We start from the raw sequence: 13,829 nt of genomic DNA on the forward strand, positions 1-13,829 counted from the left end.
GGGCGGGCCCGGCCGCGTAAGCGGTGAACTCCCCTTGGGAGGGCGTTAGATTGGCTCGCTGATGGTGGACGGAGCGGCTGGTCAGGGGGCAAGGGCGATGGACAGCGACGGGAACCGGGACGCGCGGGGTACGCATGCGAATCCTGTGCCGCGTCCGGCGGGGCCTCCCGAGGTGCCCGGGGTGCCGCCGCGGCCCTCAAGGGCGCCGGGGGTGCCGCCGCTGCCCGAGGGCTCCGCCTTCCTGTCCTGGCTGCGCACCCCGCGGCCGGAGGCGCTGCCCGGCGTGTGGCGGTTCGGACACCGGCCGCGACCGGCGGAGGAGCCCGAGCGGGTGCCGGGACGGCAGCTGGTGAGCGGGGCGGTGATCGCCTTCCTGGTGGGCTGGCTGATCTGGTCCCTGCTGTGGAACGGCTACCTGGGCGGCTTCTGGATGTGGCCCTACTACGCCGTCACCCCCGAATCGTGGACCCAACCCGAGGCTGGGAGCGAGGAGGTCATGGGTGCCATTACCTCGAACCTCTACTACGGCCTGATCGCCGTCATGATCATGATTGGGGTCGGGCGGCTGGGTCGCTGGTCGGAGATCTGGAGTCGCTACGTCGTTCCGGCTGCCCGCCGAGTGGCCGCGCCGCAGGCCGAGGAGGCGTCACCGCCCGAGGAGGACCCCGCCGCCTGGCCCGCGCTCCGCGCCGCCGGTGCCGTCGAGGCCGCCGAGCGCCTCGCCACCGAAGCGCGCCAGGGGCTGATGCGGGACGTCGACCACGCCCGCATCGCACGGGCCTGGCAGGGCGTGCAGCGCGGCCGGCACAGCCTGGCCACCTTCACCGGCGCCGTGCTCGGCGCGGGCGCCGGCGCCTGCCCGCACCCCTCGGGCGACCGCGACCTGCCCGCCCGGCGGGCCCGGCACGACCTGGTCACCGGACAGGTGCGGATCGGCACCGCCGCCGACGACGCCCGCAACCCCTACGCCTACCGCGGCGCCGGTCTCGCCCTCGGCCCCGACCTGCTCGGCACCTCCCTGCTGGCCGTCGGCCCGGCGGGCTCCGGCAAGACCGGCAGCGTGGTCCGGCCGCTCACCGAGTCGCTGTGCCTGCACGCGCTCGCCGGGCGGGCCGCGGTCGTCGTGGTCGGCGCCGCGGGCGCGGACCTCGGTCCCGCCGACGCCTACGACGTCGTCGTACGGATCGGCCACCCGGACTCGGTGTACGACCTCGACCTGTACGGCGGCACCACCGACCCGGACGAGGCCGCGGTCGTGCTCGCCGAAGCCCTGGTCGGCGACCTCGCCGACCCGCATCCGGGCAGCGACACCCGCCGCTCCACCACCGTCCTCGCCCAGCTGCTCGGCCCCTTCCGCGCGGTGCACGGCCGCTTCCCCGGCGTACCGGAGCTGCGGCAGCTGCTCGACGGGGCGCCCGGACCGCTGGCCGAACTGCGGCAGGGCCTGCGGGCGGCCGGGCAGGAGTCCCTGTTGCGCGAGCTGGACGCGCGCGAGCGGCAGATGGGCCACCCCGGGGACGTCGGCGGTGTGCTGGCCGACCGCGTGGCGCTCCTCGACCGGCCGGCCTTCGCGCCCTTCTTCGACACCTCGGGGCAGTCCCGGCCCTTCTCCCTCAAGTCCCTCGACCACCCGGTCCGGGTCCGCATCGACCTGCCGGAACGCGGTCACGCCGACGCCTCCCGGATGCTGGCCCGGCTGGTCCTCGCCCAGTTCACGGCGAGTGTCTCGGTACGGGAGGACCGGTCGCTCTTCGCCTGCCTGGTGCTGGACGACGCGAGCGGCGTGGTGACGCCGGAGGCGGTACGGGGCGTGCAGCGGCTGCGCTCGGCGGGCGCCGGGGCCGTGCTGACCCTGCGCACCCTGGACGACGTACCGCGACCCCTGCGCGGACCGCTGCTCGGGGCCATCGGCTGCCGCATGGCCCTGTCCGGGCTCACCCCCTGGGACGGGCAGGACTTCGCCGAGGTCTGGGGCAAGGAGTGGACCGAGGCCCGCGACGTCACCGACCGGCAGATCATCGCCGAGACCCCGGCGGGCAAGGCCGCGCACATGCTGCGCCGGGTGATCACCGGGAAGGCGCCCACCGCGCGTGCGGTCACCGTCCGGCAGGTCGAGCGTGAGCGCTGGTCGGCGTCCGAGCTGGCGCACGCCGTGCCGGCCGGGCACGCGGTGCTGTCGCTGACCACCGTCAAGGGCGAGCACGCGCCGCCGCTGCTGGTGGATCTGCGGGGGTGACCGTCCGGGCCGGGCGCCCGGGACCGTACAGTGAGGCAGAATCGACACAGGTCGTTCATACGTGGCGGCCAAAAGATCACAGCCATCTCACACCACTGACACGGATCCGAAGGCCCAGGACCCCATGCGCCCCACGCTCGCCTCGCTCGTCCACCACTCGGCGCTCAAACTGACCGTGCGCGCGGGCGAGGACCGTCTGGACACCCCGGTGCGCTGGGCCCACGTCAGCGAACTCGCCGACCCCGTGCCCTACATGGAGGGCGGGGAGCTGCTGCTGATCACCGCCCTCAAGCTGGACGCCGAGGACCCCGCGGCGATGCACCGGTACGTGAAGCGGCTGGCGGACGCCGGAGTGGTCGGCCTCGGGTTCGCCGTCGGCGTCAACTACGACGAGATCCCCGGGGCACTGGTCGACGCGGCCCGGCAGGAGGGCCTGCCGCTCCTGGAGGTGCCCCGCCGCACGCCCTTCCTCGCCATCAGCAAGGCCGTGTCCGCCGCGATCGCCGCCGACCAGTACCGGGCGGTCACCGCGGGCTTCGCCGCCCAGCGGGAGCTGACCAGGCGGGCGCTGACCGACGGCCCGGAGGGGCTGCTGGCCGCGCTCGCCTCCCAGGTCGACGGATGGGCGGCGCTCTACGACGCCTCGGGCGCCGTCGTCGCCACCGCTCCGGAGTGGGCCGGGCGCAGGGCCGGCCGGCTCACCGCCGACGTACGGCGGCTGCGGGAGCGGCCCGCGCCCGCCTCCGCCGTGGTCGGCGGGGCCGAGGACCCCGAGCACCCGGAGAACGCCGACCGGGTCGAACTGCACTCCCTCGGCACCTCGCGCAGGCCCCGCTCCGCCCTCGCCGTCGGCACCGCCGCCGCCCTCGGCACCGCCGAGCGGTACGCCGTGCACTCGGCCGTCGCCCTGCTGACGCTCACCACGGAACGCTCGCGCTCCCTGTACGAGGCCGGACTGCGCATCGACGAGGCCGTGCTGCGCATGCTGCTGGCCGGCGAACCGGACCACGCGCGGACCGTCGCCGGGGACCTGTACGGCGGTCTGCTGGACGCGCCCTTCCGGATCATCGTCGCCGAGTCGGTGCCGGCGTCCGCCGCGCGGGCGCACGGGCGCGGGTCCGCCGCGGGCACCGGTGGCGACCGGCTGGGCGCGCTCGCCGAGGTCGTGGAGTCCGCGGCGGCGCGTGCCGGGGAGGCGGTGCTGGCCGTCCCCGAGGGCGAGCGGCTGGTGATGCTCGCCACGGACGGGGGCGCGGCCGTCGCCGCCTGCGTCGAGTACGCGTCGGCGCTGGAGACCGGCCGCCCGGCGCCCGATCCGAAAGGCGGCGACGAGGACGGCCTGACCGTCGGCCTGTCGGCGCCGTCCGGGCCCATCGCCGCGTCCGCCGCCTACAAGCAGGCCGAGCAGGCGCTGTCGGTGGCCCGCCGGCGTGGACGCGTCTGCGTGGAGCACGAACACCTGGCGGCCGGGTCGGTGCTGCCGCTGCTCGCGGACGACGCGGTGCGCGCCTTCGCCGACGGCCTGCTCCGGGCGCTGCGCGACCACGACGCGACCGGCCGGGGCGACCTGGTGGCGTCCCTGCGCGCGTGGCTCTCCCGCCACGGCCAGTGGGACGCGGCCGCCGCCGACCTCGGCGTCCACCGCCACACGCTGCGCTACCGGATGCGACGCGTGGAGGAGATCCTCGGCCGGTCCCTGGACGACCCGGACGTACGGATGGAGCTGTGGCTGGCTTTGAAGGCGACGTCGGCCGAATAAGCCCGTCCGGCGTTTGAGGACGAGGCCGTCCAGGCCGAAGCGGGGGTCTGGGGGGCGGCAGCCCCCGAGGTCGGGACGGGAAGGGGCGGCGGGGGCGAAATCTCTCCCTCCCGCACCCCACCTGGCCGCCACGTCGAACCGCTCACCCTCACCACTACACTCCGGACAAACGCCCCCCACCGCCCCCCGCCCTACCGTGGACCCGCAACCCCCGTACACCCCGTACACACCCCCAACGCGGAAGGGCCCGGACGCCACATGACTTCCACCCACGCCTTCTGGCTCGCCGGCCGCCAGGCCACCGGCGAGGCCGCCTTCGACGTCACGTCCCCCTGGGACGGCAGCCGGGTCGGCGCGGTGAGCGTGCCGACCGATGCCCAGGTCGAGGAGGCCGTGGCCGCCGCGTACGCCGTACGGGACGAGTTCGCCGCCACCCCCGCCCACGTCCGCGCCGCCGCGCTGGACCACGTCAGCCGACGGCTGGCCGAGCGCACCGAGGAGATCGCCCGCCTGATCTCCGCCGAGAACGGCAAGCCGGTCAAGTGGGCCCGCGGCGAGGTCGGCCGCGCGGTCTCCGTCTTCCGCTTCGCGGCCGAGGAGGCCCGCCGCTTCAACGGCGGCGAGGCCCAGCGCCTGGACACCGACGCGGGCGGTCAGGGGCGGCTCGCGCTGACCCGCCGCTTCCCGAAGGGCGTCGTCCTGGGCATCGCGCCGTTCAACTTCCCGCTGAACCTGTGCGCTCACAAGATCGCCCCCGCGATCGCCGCCGGCGCGCCGATCATCCTGAAGCCGGCCCCGGCCACCCCCCTCTCCGGCCTGATCCTCGGTGAGCTGCTGGCCGAGACGGAGCTGCCGGCCGGTTCCTGGAGCATCCTCCCGGTGCCCAACGACAAGATGCCGGCCCTCGTCCAGGACGAGCGGCTGCCGGTCATCTCCTTCACCGGTTCCGAGACCGTCGGCTACGCGATCATGGACTCGGTGCCGCGCAAGCACTGCACCCTGGAGCTGGGCGGCAACGGCGCGGCCGTGGTCCTCGGCGACTGGGCGAGCGACGCCGACCTGGACCGGGCCGCGCAGCGCATCGCGACCTTCTCCAACTACCAGGGCGGCCAGTCCTGCATCTCGGTGCAGCGCGTGATCGCCGACGCCGCCGTCTACGACCGCCTGCTGCCGCGGATCGTCGCCGCCGTCGAGGCCCAGGTGACCGGCGACCCGAACGACGACGCCACGGACGTCGGCCCGCTGGTCAGCGAGGCCGCCGCCGAGCGCGTCGAGGCGTGGGTGCGGGAGGCCGTCGACGCGGGCGCCACGCTGCACACCGGCGGCAAGCGGGACGGCGCCACGTACGCGCCGACCGTGCTCACCGGCCTGCCGGACGACGTCACCCTCGCCCGCGAGGAGGTCTTCGGCCCCGTGCTCAGCGTGCAGAAGGTCGACGGCGAGGCCGAGGCGTTCGCCGCGGTCAACGACTCCAAGTACGGCCTCCAGGCGGGCGTGTTCACCCACGACCTGCAGACCGCCTTCCGCGCCCACCGGGCCCTGGAGGTCGGCGGTGTCGTCATCGGCGACGTCCCCTCCTACCGGGCCGACCAGATGCCGTACGGCGGCGCCAAGCAGTCCGGCGTGGGCCGCGAGGGCGTCCGGTTCGCGATGGACGACTACACCTACGAGCGCGTGCTGGTCCTGACGGACCTCGCTCTCTGAGGCACCCCGGGAAGACCGGCGGCCCGAACCCACTGTGCGGGGGTTCGGGCCGCCGGTGCGTGTGGGCCCCGTCCTATCCGGCGTCGAGCTGGTGGTCGGCCCACACGTACGTCTCGGGCAGCAACTCGGCGACGGGGACGGCCCGCAGACGGTCGCCGCCGCCGACGATCACCCGGAGCGCGGGGAAGTAGTCGAGCAGCGCTTGGCGGCACCGCCCGCACGGCGGGACGACGCCCCGCTCCCGGTCGCCGACGGCGACGATCGTCTCCAGCTCGTAGGCGCCCTGGGCGGCGGCCGCGCCGATGACGACCAGCTCGGCGCAGGGGCCGCCGGTGAAGTGGTAGGCGTTGACCGCCGTGACGATCCTGCCGTCCCGGGCGCGGGCGGCGGCCGCCACGGTGTGGTTGTCGCCGTGGCAGCGGGTGCGGGCGACGTCGGCCGCGGCCTCGACGAGTTCGTGGTCGACGGGGTGGGTCTGCGTGGTCATCCTTCTCGCCTTCTTCGGTGTCCGCCGACGGTGCCCCGGACCCCGCGCCCGCGCAAGCGGATACGGCGATGCGCGGCCACCGGTACGGCGGTGCGCGGCCACCGGGTCAACGTCGGCGCGGCAACGGCCCCGGCCGCGCGGCGGCTTCGACGCCGAGCAGGTCGAGCAGCGTCGCGTGGGCGTGCTCCCAGGTCCATTCGGCCCGCACCCACGCGCGGCCCCTGCCGCCCATCGCGCGGGCCTCGGCGGGGTTGCGCAACAGCCTGATCAGCCGGTCCGCCGTCGCGGCCACCGAGCGCCCGTCGACGACATGCCCCGTCCGGCCGTCGCGCACGGCGTCCGGCGCGCCGCCCGAGTCGCCCGCCACGACCGGGAGTCCGGACGCGGCGGCCTCCAGGTACACGATGCCCAGACCCTCCACCTCCAGGCCGCCCCGGCGGGTACGGCACGGCATCGCGAACACGTCGGCGGCGGCGTAGAACGGCGGGAGCGCGTGGTGGGGGTGCCCGCCGGCCAGCACGACGGCGTCCAGCACGCCCTCGCGCAGGGCCAGTCGGCGCAGTTCCGGCGCGTACGGGCCGTCGCCCACCAGGAGCAGTACGGCGTCCGGGATCGCCCCGCGGACCCAGGGCAGTGCCCTGATCAGCGTGTCCTGTCCCTTGCGCGGGACCATCCTGGCCGTGCACAGGATCACTGGACGGTGCCCCAGGCCGTACCGGGTCCTGACCGGCCCGCCGTCCACCGCGGGGTGGAAGGCGTCGGTGTCCACGCCGGGGGCCAGGCGGGCGGTGCGGGTCCCGGGCGCGAGGGCCGCCTCGACGGGCCCGCGGGTGCTCTCGCCCAGCCAGGTCACCGTGTCCACCCGCCTGCCGATGCGGCGCAGCAGGCCCCGGGTGCCGGGGGTGCGGGCCCACCACACCTCGTGGCCGTGGGTGGTGGCGACGGCGGTGCGGATCCCCGCCGTACGCCTGAGCCGGTCCGCCATCAGGCCGAGGGGCGCCGCCGCGCCGAACCACACCCGGTCGCAGCCGTGGCGCCGGGCCACGGACACGGCGTGCGCGGTGACGCGGGGCGTGGGCAGCAGGGTGCGGGCCGGGTGGCGGATCACCGGGTACGGGAAGGGACCGCCGTCCCGCGCCGGGTCCGCCGCCGAGGTGAGGACGACCACCTCGTCGGGCGGGAAGCGGTCGGCCAGTTGCCGGACGAAGGTCTCGATGCCGCCCTGCCGGGGCGGGAAGTCGTTGGTGACGATCAGCGTGCGGGGGCGGGTTCCGCCACGGGCGTCGCGTGTCATGCGGGGGCCTTCTCTCCGGTGGGGGCGGGCTTCCGGACGGCGACGACGGGGATCACGCGCGGCGGTGTGCGCAGCGCCAGCGCGCCGAGGACCAGCGGATACACCAGGTAGCCGAAGCGCGTCGCCGGCATCAGGGCCGTCGCCAGGCCCAGCCCGAGCGCGAGCCGCGCGGCCGCCGCCCGCACCGTCCCCGGCGGCCGCAGCCCGAGCGAGACGCCGATCAGCAGCGCCCCCGCCGCGAGGAGCGCCAGGGCGATCACCGTGCCGCCGGGGACGTACACCGCGAGCAGGTGTCCGGGCAGCGGGCTCCCGGCGGGGGAGGCGACGGCGGTGAGGCCGAGCGGGAAGGCGACGACGTTGCGGTGGAAGCCGGCGGGATCGGCGAGCGCGAAGGGCAGTACCGCCGCCGTCGCGGTGCCCAGCCCCACGGCGGCGCACCGCAGCGCGGACCGCCCGCCCCGGCCCACGGCGACGAGCGCGAGCGCCACCGGCAGGGCGGGCCAGGCCGTCCACTTGAGCGCGGCGGCGGCCCCGAGCGCCAGACCGGCCCGGCCCGCCCGCCCCCGCCCGGCCAGCGCGACGCCGAGGCACATCAGCCCCACCACCGGCAGATCGACCCCGCCCACCGCGCAGGGCAGCGCCACCAACGGGCAGGCCAGCAGCCGGGCGCGGCCCAGGCCGACGGCGGCCAGGCAGGCGACGAACGCGCCGCCCAGCCACCAGCGGGCGTCCCCGGGCAGCACCCCGAAGAGCGCCATCCCCGGCAGATAGGGGTTGAAGTCGCCGACGGTCACGGGGGCGGAGACGTACGGGCTGCCGGCCGTCAGCAGCAGCCGCCCCGACCGTTCGACGACGGTGACCTCCGACTGCGCGAGCCCCGCCGCCACCAGACCGGCGAGGGGCACCAGTACGGCCCCCAGCACGGCCACGGCCCGGGCGGTGCGGCGCTGCCGGGAACCGGACGACAGCAGCGCCGCGAGCGCGTACCCGGCCCCCGCCGTCCACCCCCACATCCGGTGCGTTGCCACGTCCGAGGCGAGCGCGAAGCCCGGCGCGACCACCGCGCACCCGGCCCAGACCCCGCGCTCCAGTCGCGCCGGCGAGTACGCCGCCGCCCGCTGTCCAAGACTCTTCCCCATGTCCGTCGACGCTACGAACGCGCAGCTCGTACGGCGTCAACCGAGGCTCCGCACCCGGGACTCAACCCGTGGTACGACATCCGCCGCCGGACTCCACCCGAGCGGTGACGCGCGGTCCCGCCCCGGCCGGGATCATGGGCCGTATGAGTTCGCCGCTGCAGCGGCGGGTCCGCGACTGGATCGCCGCACCCGCCTACCCCTGGGTCACCGGTGGCATCGTGACCGCAGGAGCGGTCGCCGAGCTGATCGTCATCCCCGCGGGCGTGACGACCACCATCGGAGTGCTCGTCTCGGCCGCCTCGCTGATGTGGCGGCGCTCCTTCCCGCCGATCGCCGTGCTCACCCTCGCCGCGGGGCTCCTCGGCTTCGCCGGCGACATCAACCTGTACGTCTCGATCATGGTGAGCGGACTGACCGGCTGCTACTGCCTCGGCCGGCGCCGGGTGCTGCACCCGGCGCTGACCGTCGCGGGCGGCGCGCTCGGCGCCCTCTGCGTGAACCTGGTGCACATCAACACCTGGTCGCGGATGGAGCTGCCGGTCCCGGCGCTGTGGGAGAAGGGCTCGCTGAGCCTGTTCGCCGAGTCGTTCCTGCTGACCGTGGTGGTCTTCGGCGCCGTCATGATGGGTGACGCGGTGCGCTCCCGCGAGGAGACCCGCACCGAACGGCACCTGGCCCAGGCCCGCGTGATCGCGATGGAGCGGCAGCAGGCCGCCGAGGCCGAACGGGCCGCCATCGCCCGTGAACTGCACGACATCGTCTCGCACTCGGTGTCGATGATCGCCGTCCAGGCCGAGAGCGCCACCTACACCACCCCCGGACTCACCCCCGAGGCCCGCGACGGCTTCCAGCAGATCGCCGCCACCGCCCGCTCCTCGATGGCCGAACTGCGCCGCCTGCTCGGCGTGTTGCGCACCCCTCAGGGCGACGTCGCCCGCACCGCTCCGCAGCCCGCCCGCACCGCACCGCAGCCGACCCTCGACCACCTCGCCGAACTGGTCGAGCAGCACCGGGCGGTGGGCGGTGTGGCCGAGCTGCGGATCACGGGGGAGCGGGTGCCGCTGCCCGCCGCGTGGGAGCTGTCCGCCTACCGGATCACCCAGGAGGCGCTGACCAACGCGCGCAAGCACGCGCCCGGTGCCCGTACCGTGGTGGAGGTCGACTACGGCGCCGGCCGGCTCCTCACCCTCCGCGTCCGCGACGACGGCCCCGGCCGCGGCGCCGGCTCCGTTCCCGGCGCGGGGCACGGCCTGACCGGGATGCGGGAGCGGGCGGCGCTGGTCGGCGGGCGGCTCAGCGCCGGAGCGGGCCCGGACGGCGGGTTCCTGGTGGAGGCGGAGCTGCCGTGGGGGAGCGGGTGAACCCACTGACAGGAGAGCCGCCGGAGGGAGAGAGGGGTACGGGTGTGATCAGGGCACTGGTCGCCGACGACCAGGCGGTCGTCCGCACCGGCTTCGTGAACCTCCTGGGCACCCAGGACGACATCGAGGTCGTCGGCGAGGCGGCGGACGGTGTGCAGGCGGTCCGGGTGGCCGCCGAGACCCGGCCCGATCTCGCCCTCCTCGACATCCGCATGCCGCACCGCGACGGCATCGAGGCGGCCCGCGAGATCCTGGCCGCCTCGGGCGGCGCGACGAAGGTCCTGATGCTGACGACCTTCGGTCTCGACGAGTACGTGTACGACGCCCTGGCCGCCGGGGCGGGCGGCTTCCTCCTCAAGGACGCGACCTTCCCCGAACTGCTGCACGCCGTCCGGGTGGTGGCGGCCGGTGAGGCCCTGCTCTCGCCCGGCATCACCAAGCGGCTGATCGCCGAGTTCGTCCACGCGCGCGGGTCCAGGCTGCCCGTCCACGCGGCCGGCGACCTCACCGTCCGGGAGACGGAGGTGCTGACCCTGATCGCCAGGGGCCTGTCCAACGCGGAGATCGCCGGCCGCCTCACCATCACCGACCACACCGTGAAGACCCACATCAACCGGGTGTTCGCGAAGCTGGAACTGCGGGACCGGGCCCAGGCCGTGATCGTGGCCTACGAACTGGGCCTGGTCCGGGCGGGCGGGGCGCCCTCAGCCGGAGAAGCCGACGTGTGCGAGCCGCAGTGAGCCGCGCAGCCTGACGCGGACGTCGTGGACGCCCCCGGCGGTGAACGCGCCGTCGAGGTCCACGTAGTCGTACGGCCCCGGTGTCGGCGCGTCCGGCGACAGCACCGCCAACGGCGGCCCCCCGTCGAGGGCGATCTCGACCGTGCCCCCGCCCGCCACCGACACCGTCACCCCGGTGACACCGGACCCGAAGTCGCAGTCCCGGTACAGCAGTTCGCCCGGCCGGTTCGCCACCGGCGCCACCGCGTCGCCCGCCGCCTTCGTCCGGTCCACGATCTCCGTGCCGCTCTGCTCGTCGAAGTCGGCGGCCGCCAGGCCGCGTTCGCGTACCGGGCGGGGAGCGGCCGGCTCTCCGTCCAGGACGACGGTCGTCTCCAGGCGCACGTCCTCGCTGGAGGACCCCACCAGCAGCGCGTACGGCCCCGGCTCCAGCCGCCACCGGCCGTGCGCGACGTCCCAGAACGCGAAGGCGGACAGCGGCACGTCGAAGGAGACCCGGGCCGTCTCACCCGGAGCGAGGCCCGACCGGCGGTGCGCCAGCAGTTCCCGGCGCGGACGCGGGACCGACCCGCACCCGGCCCGGACGTAGAGCTGGGCCACCTCGTCGGCGGTGACGTCCCCGGTGTTGGTGACGTTGAAGGACACCGACACGTGCCCGTCCGCCACCCGCGCGGCCAGGTCGCCGTAGCCGAAGGACGCGTAGGACAGGCCGTGCCCGAACGGGAACAGCGGCGTGCCCTCGAAGTAGAGGTAGGTCTGACGGCCGCCGATCACGTCGTAGTCGAGCGGATCGGGCAGGTCGGCGTCGTCCGCGTACCAGGTCTGCGGGAGCCGCCCGCCCGGTGAGACGTCCCCGGCGAGGACCCGCGCCAGCGCGGTGCCGGCCGCCTGTCCGCCGTGGGCGGTCCACAGCACCGCCCCGAGCCCCTCCGTGTCCACCGCGTACGGGTAGGCGGACACCAGCGCCAGCACGGTGGCCGCACCGGCGGCGCGGGCCGCGCGCAGCAGCCGCTCCTGGTGGGCGGGCAGCCGCAGCGTCGTACGGTCCTCGGTCTCCCGGCCGTTGATGTGCGGGTCGTTGCCCGCGACCACCACGACCACGTCCGCCTCGGCCGCCGCCCGCGCCACCGCGTCCTCGCCGCGTTCGGTCACGACCAGGCCGAAGACCTCGGCGGCGTCCTCGTCCGGGGCGGCAACCTTCACGCCGTCGGCGGCGACCCGGACGTGACGACCCGTTCCCAGGTGCCTCAGGAGGTGACCGTTCCCATGCGGTTCGAGACGGAACGTCTCCTGCACGACCCAGCCGCCGGGCTGGTCGGCGGAGGCGCGCAGGCGGCCGTCCCCGGCGACCGACAGGTAGCGGCCGTCGGGGGCGCGCAGGGTGAGGACCCCCTCGCCCCAGTCGGTCAGCGCGAACTCGGTGCCGACGGCGTCCGTGGTGAGCGGCGGCATGTCGGTGCGGCCGGCCAGCAGGGCCGGGTCGAGGGCGCCCTCGACGCCGTGCGCCCCGCCGTCGGAGCCGTCGGCCGGGAGCACGTGCAGGTGGGCCCCGTCCGCGGTGCGCAGCCGGACCCGGTCCACGCCCTCCGCGAAGCTCACCCGGTCGGCGCCGAACCGCTCGTACAGGCCCTCCAGCGGAGTGGAGCGGTGGATGAGCGTGCCGCTGTACCAGTCGAGCTTGCACTCGTCGGCGAGCAGCCCGACGACGGCGACGCGGGTGTCGGGGGCCAGCGGCAGGACGCCGTCGTTCCGCAGCAGGACCACCGCCTGCTCGGCCGCCTCCAGCGCCAGCGCCCGGTGCTCCGGCGTGTCGAACTCCGCGGCGGTGTCCGCCGTGACGGCGTGCGGGTCGTGCTCCGGGTCGAACTCGCCGAGCCGGAAGCGGACCGACAGCTGGCGGCGCACGGCCGCGTCCACGTCGGCCTCGGTCAGCAGGCCCCGGTCGAGGGCGCCCCGGACGCGCGCGAGGGTCGTCGAGGGGTCCGTGCCGTGGTCGGTGAAGCTGTCCACGCCGGCCCGGAGCGCTGCGGCCGTCGCCTCCTCGTGGGTGGCGAAGTAGTGCTCGGAGTCGACCAGGTTGGAGGGCGCGCCCGCGTCCGAGCAGACCAGCAGGTCGTCCTCCGTCCAGGTGCGCAGGTGCCCGGTGAGGTGGGGGGAGACGTGGTTGGGGCGGCCGTTGACGAGGTTGTAGGCCGGCATCACCCCGGCGACCGCGCCCGCCTCGACGGTCGCGCGGAAGGCCCGCAGGTCGTACTCGTGCAGGACGCGCGGGCGCACGGACGACGAGGTGGTGTCCCGGTCCCGCTCGTTGTTGTGCGCGAGCCAGTGCTTGAGGACCGGCGCCGTACGCCAGTACACCGGATGTCCGCCGCGCAGGCCCCGGGTGTAGGCGGTGGCGAGGGCGGAGGTGAGCCGCGGGTCCTCGGAGTAGCCCTCCTCGTTGCGGCCCCACAGGGGGTGGCGGAGCAGGTTCACGGTCGGCGACCAGACGTTGAGGCCGACCCGGTCGTCGCGGGCGCGCATCGCCCGGGCCTCCTTGGACACCGCCTCGCCGACCCGGCGCAGAAGGTCCTCGTTCCAGGTCGCGCCCAGCCCCACGGCCTGGGGGAACACGGTCGCCGGGCCCATCCAGGCCACGCCGTGCAGCGCCTCCTGCCCGGTGCGGAAGGCGGCGATGCCGAGCCGTTCGACGGCGGGGGCGAACTGGTGCAGGAACCGGGTCTTCTCGTCCGGCGTGAGCCGCGACATCAGGTCGTCGACGCGCTTCGCGAACGGCAGACGCGGATCACGGAAGGGTGGCGCGGGCGGCATGGATGCGGTCACGTGGGGTTCCCCTTGCGATGGATCGGCCAGGCGCATTCGAAGCGCTTCGATGCTGATTTGCGGCAAGGGTGGGTGTCAAGGCGCTTGAGCGTCCCACCTTCGACTTCTCGTCACAACCCGTGTTTCACATAAGCAGGTTCGGTCGATCCGTCCCTGCGCCCACCCCGGAGGAATTCTGGGAACGGCTCTTGTGTGCCCCCAGGGGTTCACTTAACCTCGCAGCAACATCGAAGCGCTTCGACTAAGCCTCCCCACATCGCAGCCGACGGCCACCGCCGCGTGTCCC

Annotated in this window: 9 protein-coding genes; 5 read left to right on the plus strand and 4 right to left on the minus strand. The window is 75.3% G+C overall.

The window, feature by feature from the left end; genetic code table 11:
- Positions 1–97 precede the first annotated feature (97 nt).
- The 3 genes from ACFW01_RS07710 (at position 98) to ACFW01_RS07720 (ending at position 5,699) form a co-directional block, all read left to right on the plus strand.
- Positions 98–2,236: an ATP-binding protein gene (locus ACFW01_RS07710; RefSeq protein ID WP_384502615.1), complete on the plus strand. Its 2,139-nt coding sequence runs from the start codon at positions 98–100 to the stop codon at positions 2,234–2,236.
- A gap of 124 nt (positions 2,237–2,360) precedes the next feature.
- Positions 2,361–3,995: a PucR family transcriptional regulator gene (locus tag ACFW01_RS07715; protein ID WP_384502616.1), complete on the plus strand. Its 1,635-nt coding sequence runs from the start codon at positions 2,361–2,363 to the stop codon at positions 3,993–3,995.
- A gap of 258 nt (positions 3,996–4,253) precedes the next feature.
- Positions 4,254–5,699, plus strand: coding sequence for an aldehyde dehydrogenase family protein (locus tag ACFW01_RS07720; RefSeq protein ID WP_384502617.1), 1,446 nt, complete (start codon positions 4,254–4,256; stop codon positions 5,697–5,699).
- A gap of 73 nt (positions 5,700–5,772) precedes the next feature.
- Here the strand turns inward: ACFW01_RS07720 and ACFW01_RS07725 are convergent, their stop codons facing one another.
- The 3 genes from ACFW01_RS07725 to ACFW01_RS07735 form a co-directional block, all read right to left on the minus strand.
- Entirely contained in the window at positions 5,773–6,186 is a 414-nt protein-coding gene (locus ACFW01_RS07725) for a cytidine deaminase (protein ID WP_234960126.1), read from the minus strand.
- 106 nt (positions 6,187–6,292) lie between these two features.
- Positions 6,293–7,480, minus strand: a complete 1,188-nt coding sequence (locus ACFW01_RS07730; RefSeq protein WP_384502618.1) for a glycosyltransferase family 4 protein — start codon at positions 7,478–7,480, stop codon at positions 6,293–6,295.
- Entirely contained in the window at positions 7,477–8,619 is a 1,143-nt protein-coding gene (locus ACFW01_RS07735) for a hypothetical protein (protein ID WP_234960124.1), read from the minus strand. The genes ACFW01_RS07730 and ACFW01_RS07735 overlap by 4 nt, the downstream gene beginning before the upstream one ends.
- 143 nt (positions 8,620–8,762) lie before the next feature.
- Here ACFW01_RS07735 and ACFW01_RS07740 point away from each other — a divergent pair, with 143 nt between their 5' ends.
- Positions 8,763–9,980, plus strand: a complete 1,218-nt coding sequence (locus ACFW01_RS07740) for a sensor histidine kinase (protein WP_384502619.1) — start codon at positions 8,763–8,765, stop codon at positions 9,978–9,980.
- 44 nt (positions 9,981–10,024) lie between these two features.
- Positions 10,025–10,720, plus strand: coding sequence for a response regulator (locus tag ACFW01_RS07745; protein WP_384502620.1), 696 nt, complete (start codon positions 10,025–10,027; stop codon positions 10,718–10,720).
- Here the strand turns inward: ACFW01_RS07745 and ACFW01_RS07750 are convergent.
- On the minus strand, positions 10,685–13,543 hold the full coding sequence (locus ACFW01_RS07750; RefSeq protein WP_384502621.1) for a glycoside hydrolase family 3 C-terminal domain-containing protein: 2,859 nt from the start codon (positions 13,541–13,543) through the stop codon (positions 10,685–10,687). The two genes, ACFW01_RS07745 and ACFW01_RS07750, sit on opposite strands and share 36 nt — an antisense overlap.
- Between the last annotated feature and the right edge of the window lie 286 nt (positions 13,544–13,829).

The sequence above is a fragment of the Streptomyces sp. NPDC058985 genome (assembly GCF_042740985.1).
Taxonomy (GTDB): domain Bacteria; phylum Actinomycetota; class Actinomycetes; order Streptomycetales; family Streptomycetaceae; genus Streptomyces.

Coding starts and splice junctions, on each gene's coding strand:
- ACFW01_RS07720 (WP_384502617.1), top strand. CDS start 4,254: ATGACTTCCACCCACGCCTTCTGGCTCGCCGGCCGCCAGGCCACCGGC.
- ACFW01_RS07740 (WP_384502619.1), top strand. CDS start 8,763: ATGAGTTCGCCGCTGCAGCGGCGGGTCCGCGACTGGATCGCCGCACCC.
- ACFW01_RS07735 (WP_234960124.1), bottom strand. CDS start 8,619: ATGGGGAAGAGTCTTGGACAGCGGGCGGCGGCGTACTCGCCGGCGCGA.
- ACFW01_RS07725 (WP_234960126.1), bottom strand. CDS start 6,186: ATGACCACGCAGACCCACCCCGTCGACCACGAACTCGTCGAGGCCGCG.
- ACFW01_RS07710 (WP_384502615.1), top strand. CDS start 98: ATGGACAGCGACGGGAACCGGGACGCGCGGGGTACGCATGCGAATCCT.
- ACFW01_RS07730 (WP_384502618.1), bottom strand. CDS start 7,480: ATGACACGCGACGCCCGTGGCGGAACCCGCCCCCGCACGCTGATCGTC.
- ACFW01_RS07715 (WP_384502616.1), top strand. CDS start 2,361: ATGCGCCCCACGCTCGCCTCGCTCGTCCACCACTCGGCGCTCAAACTG.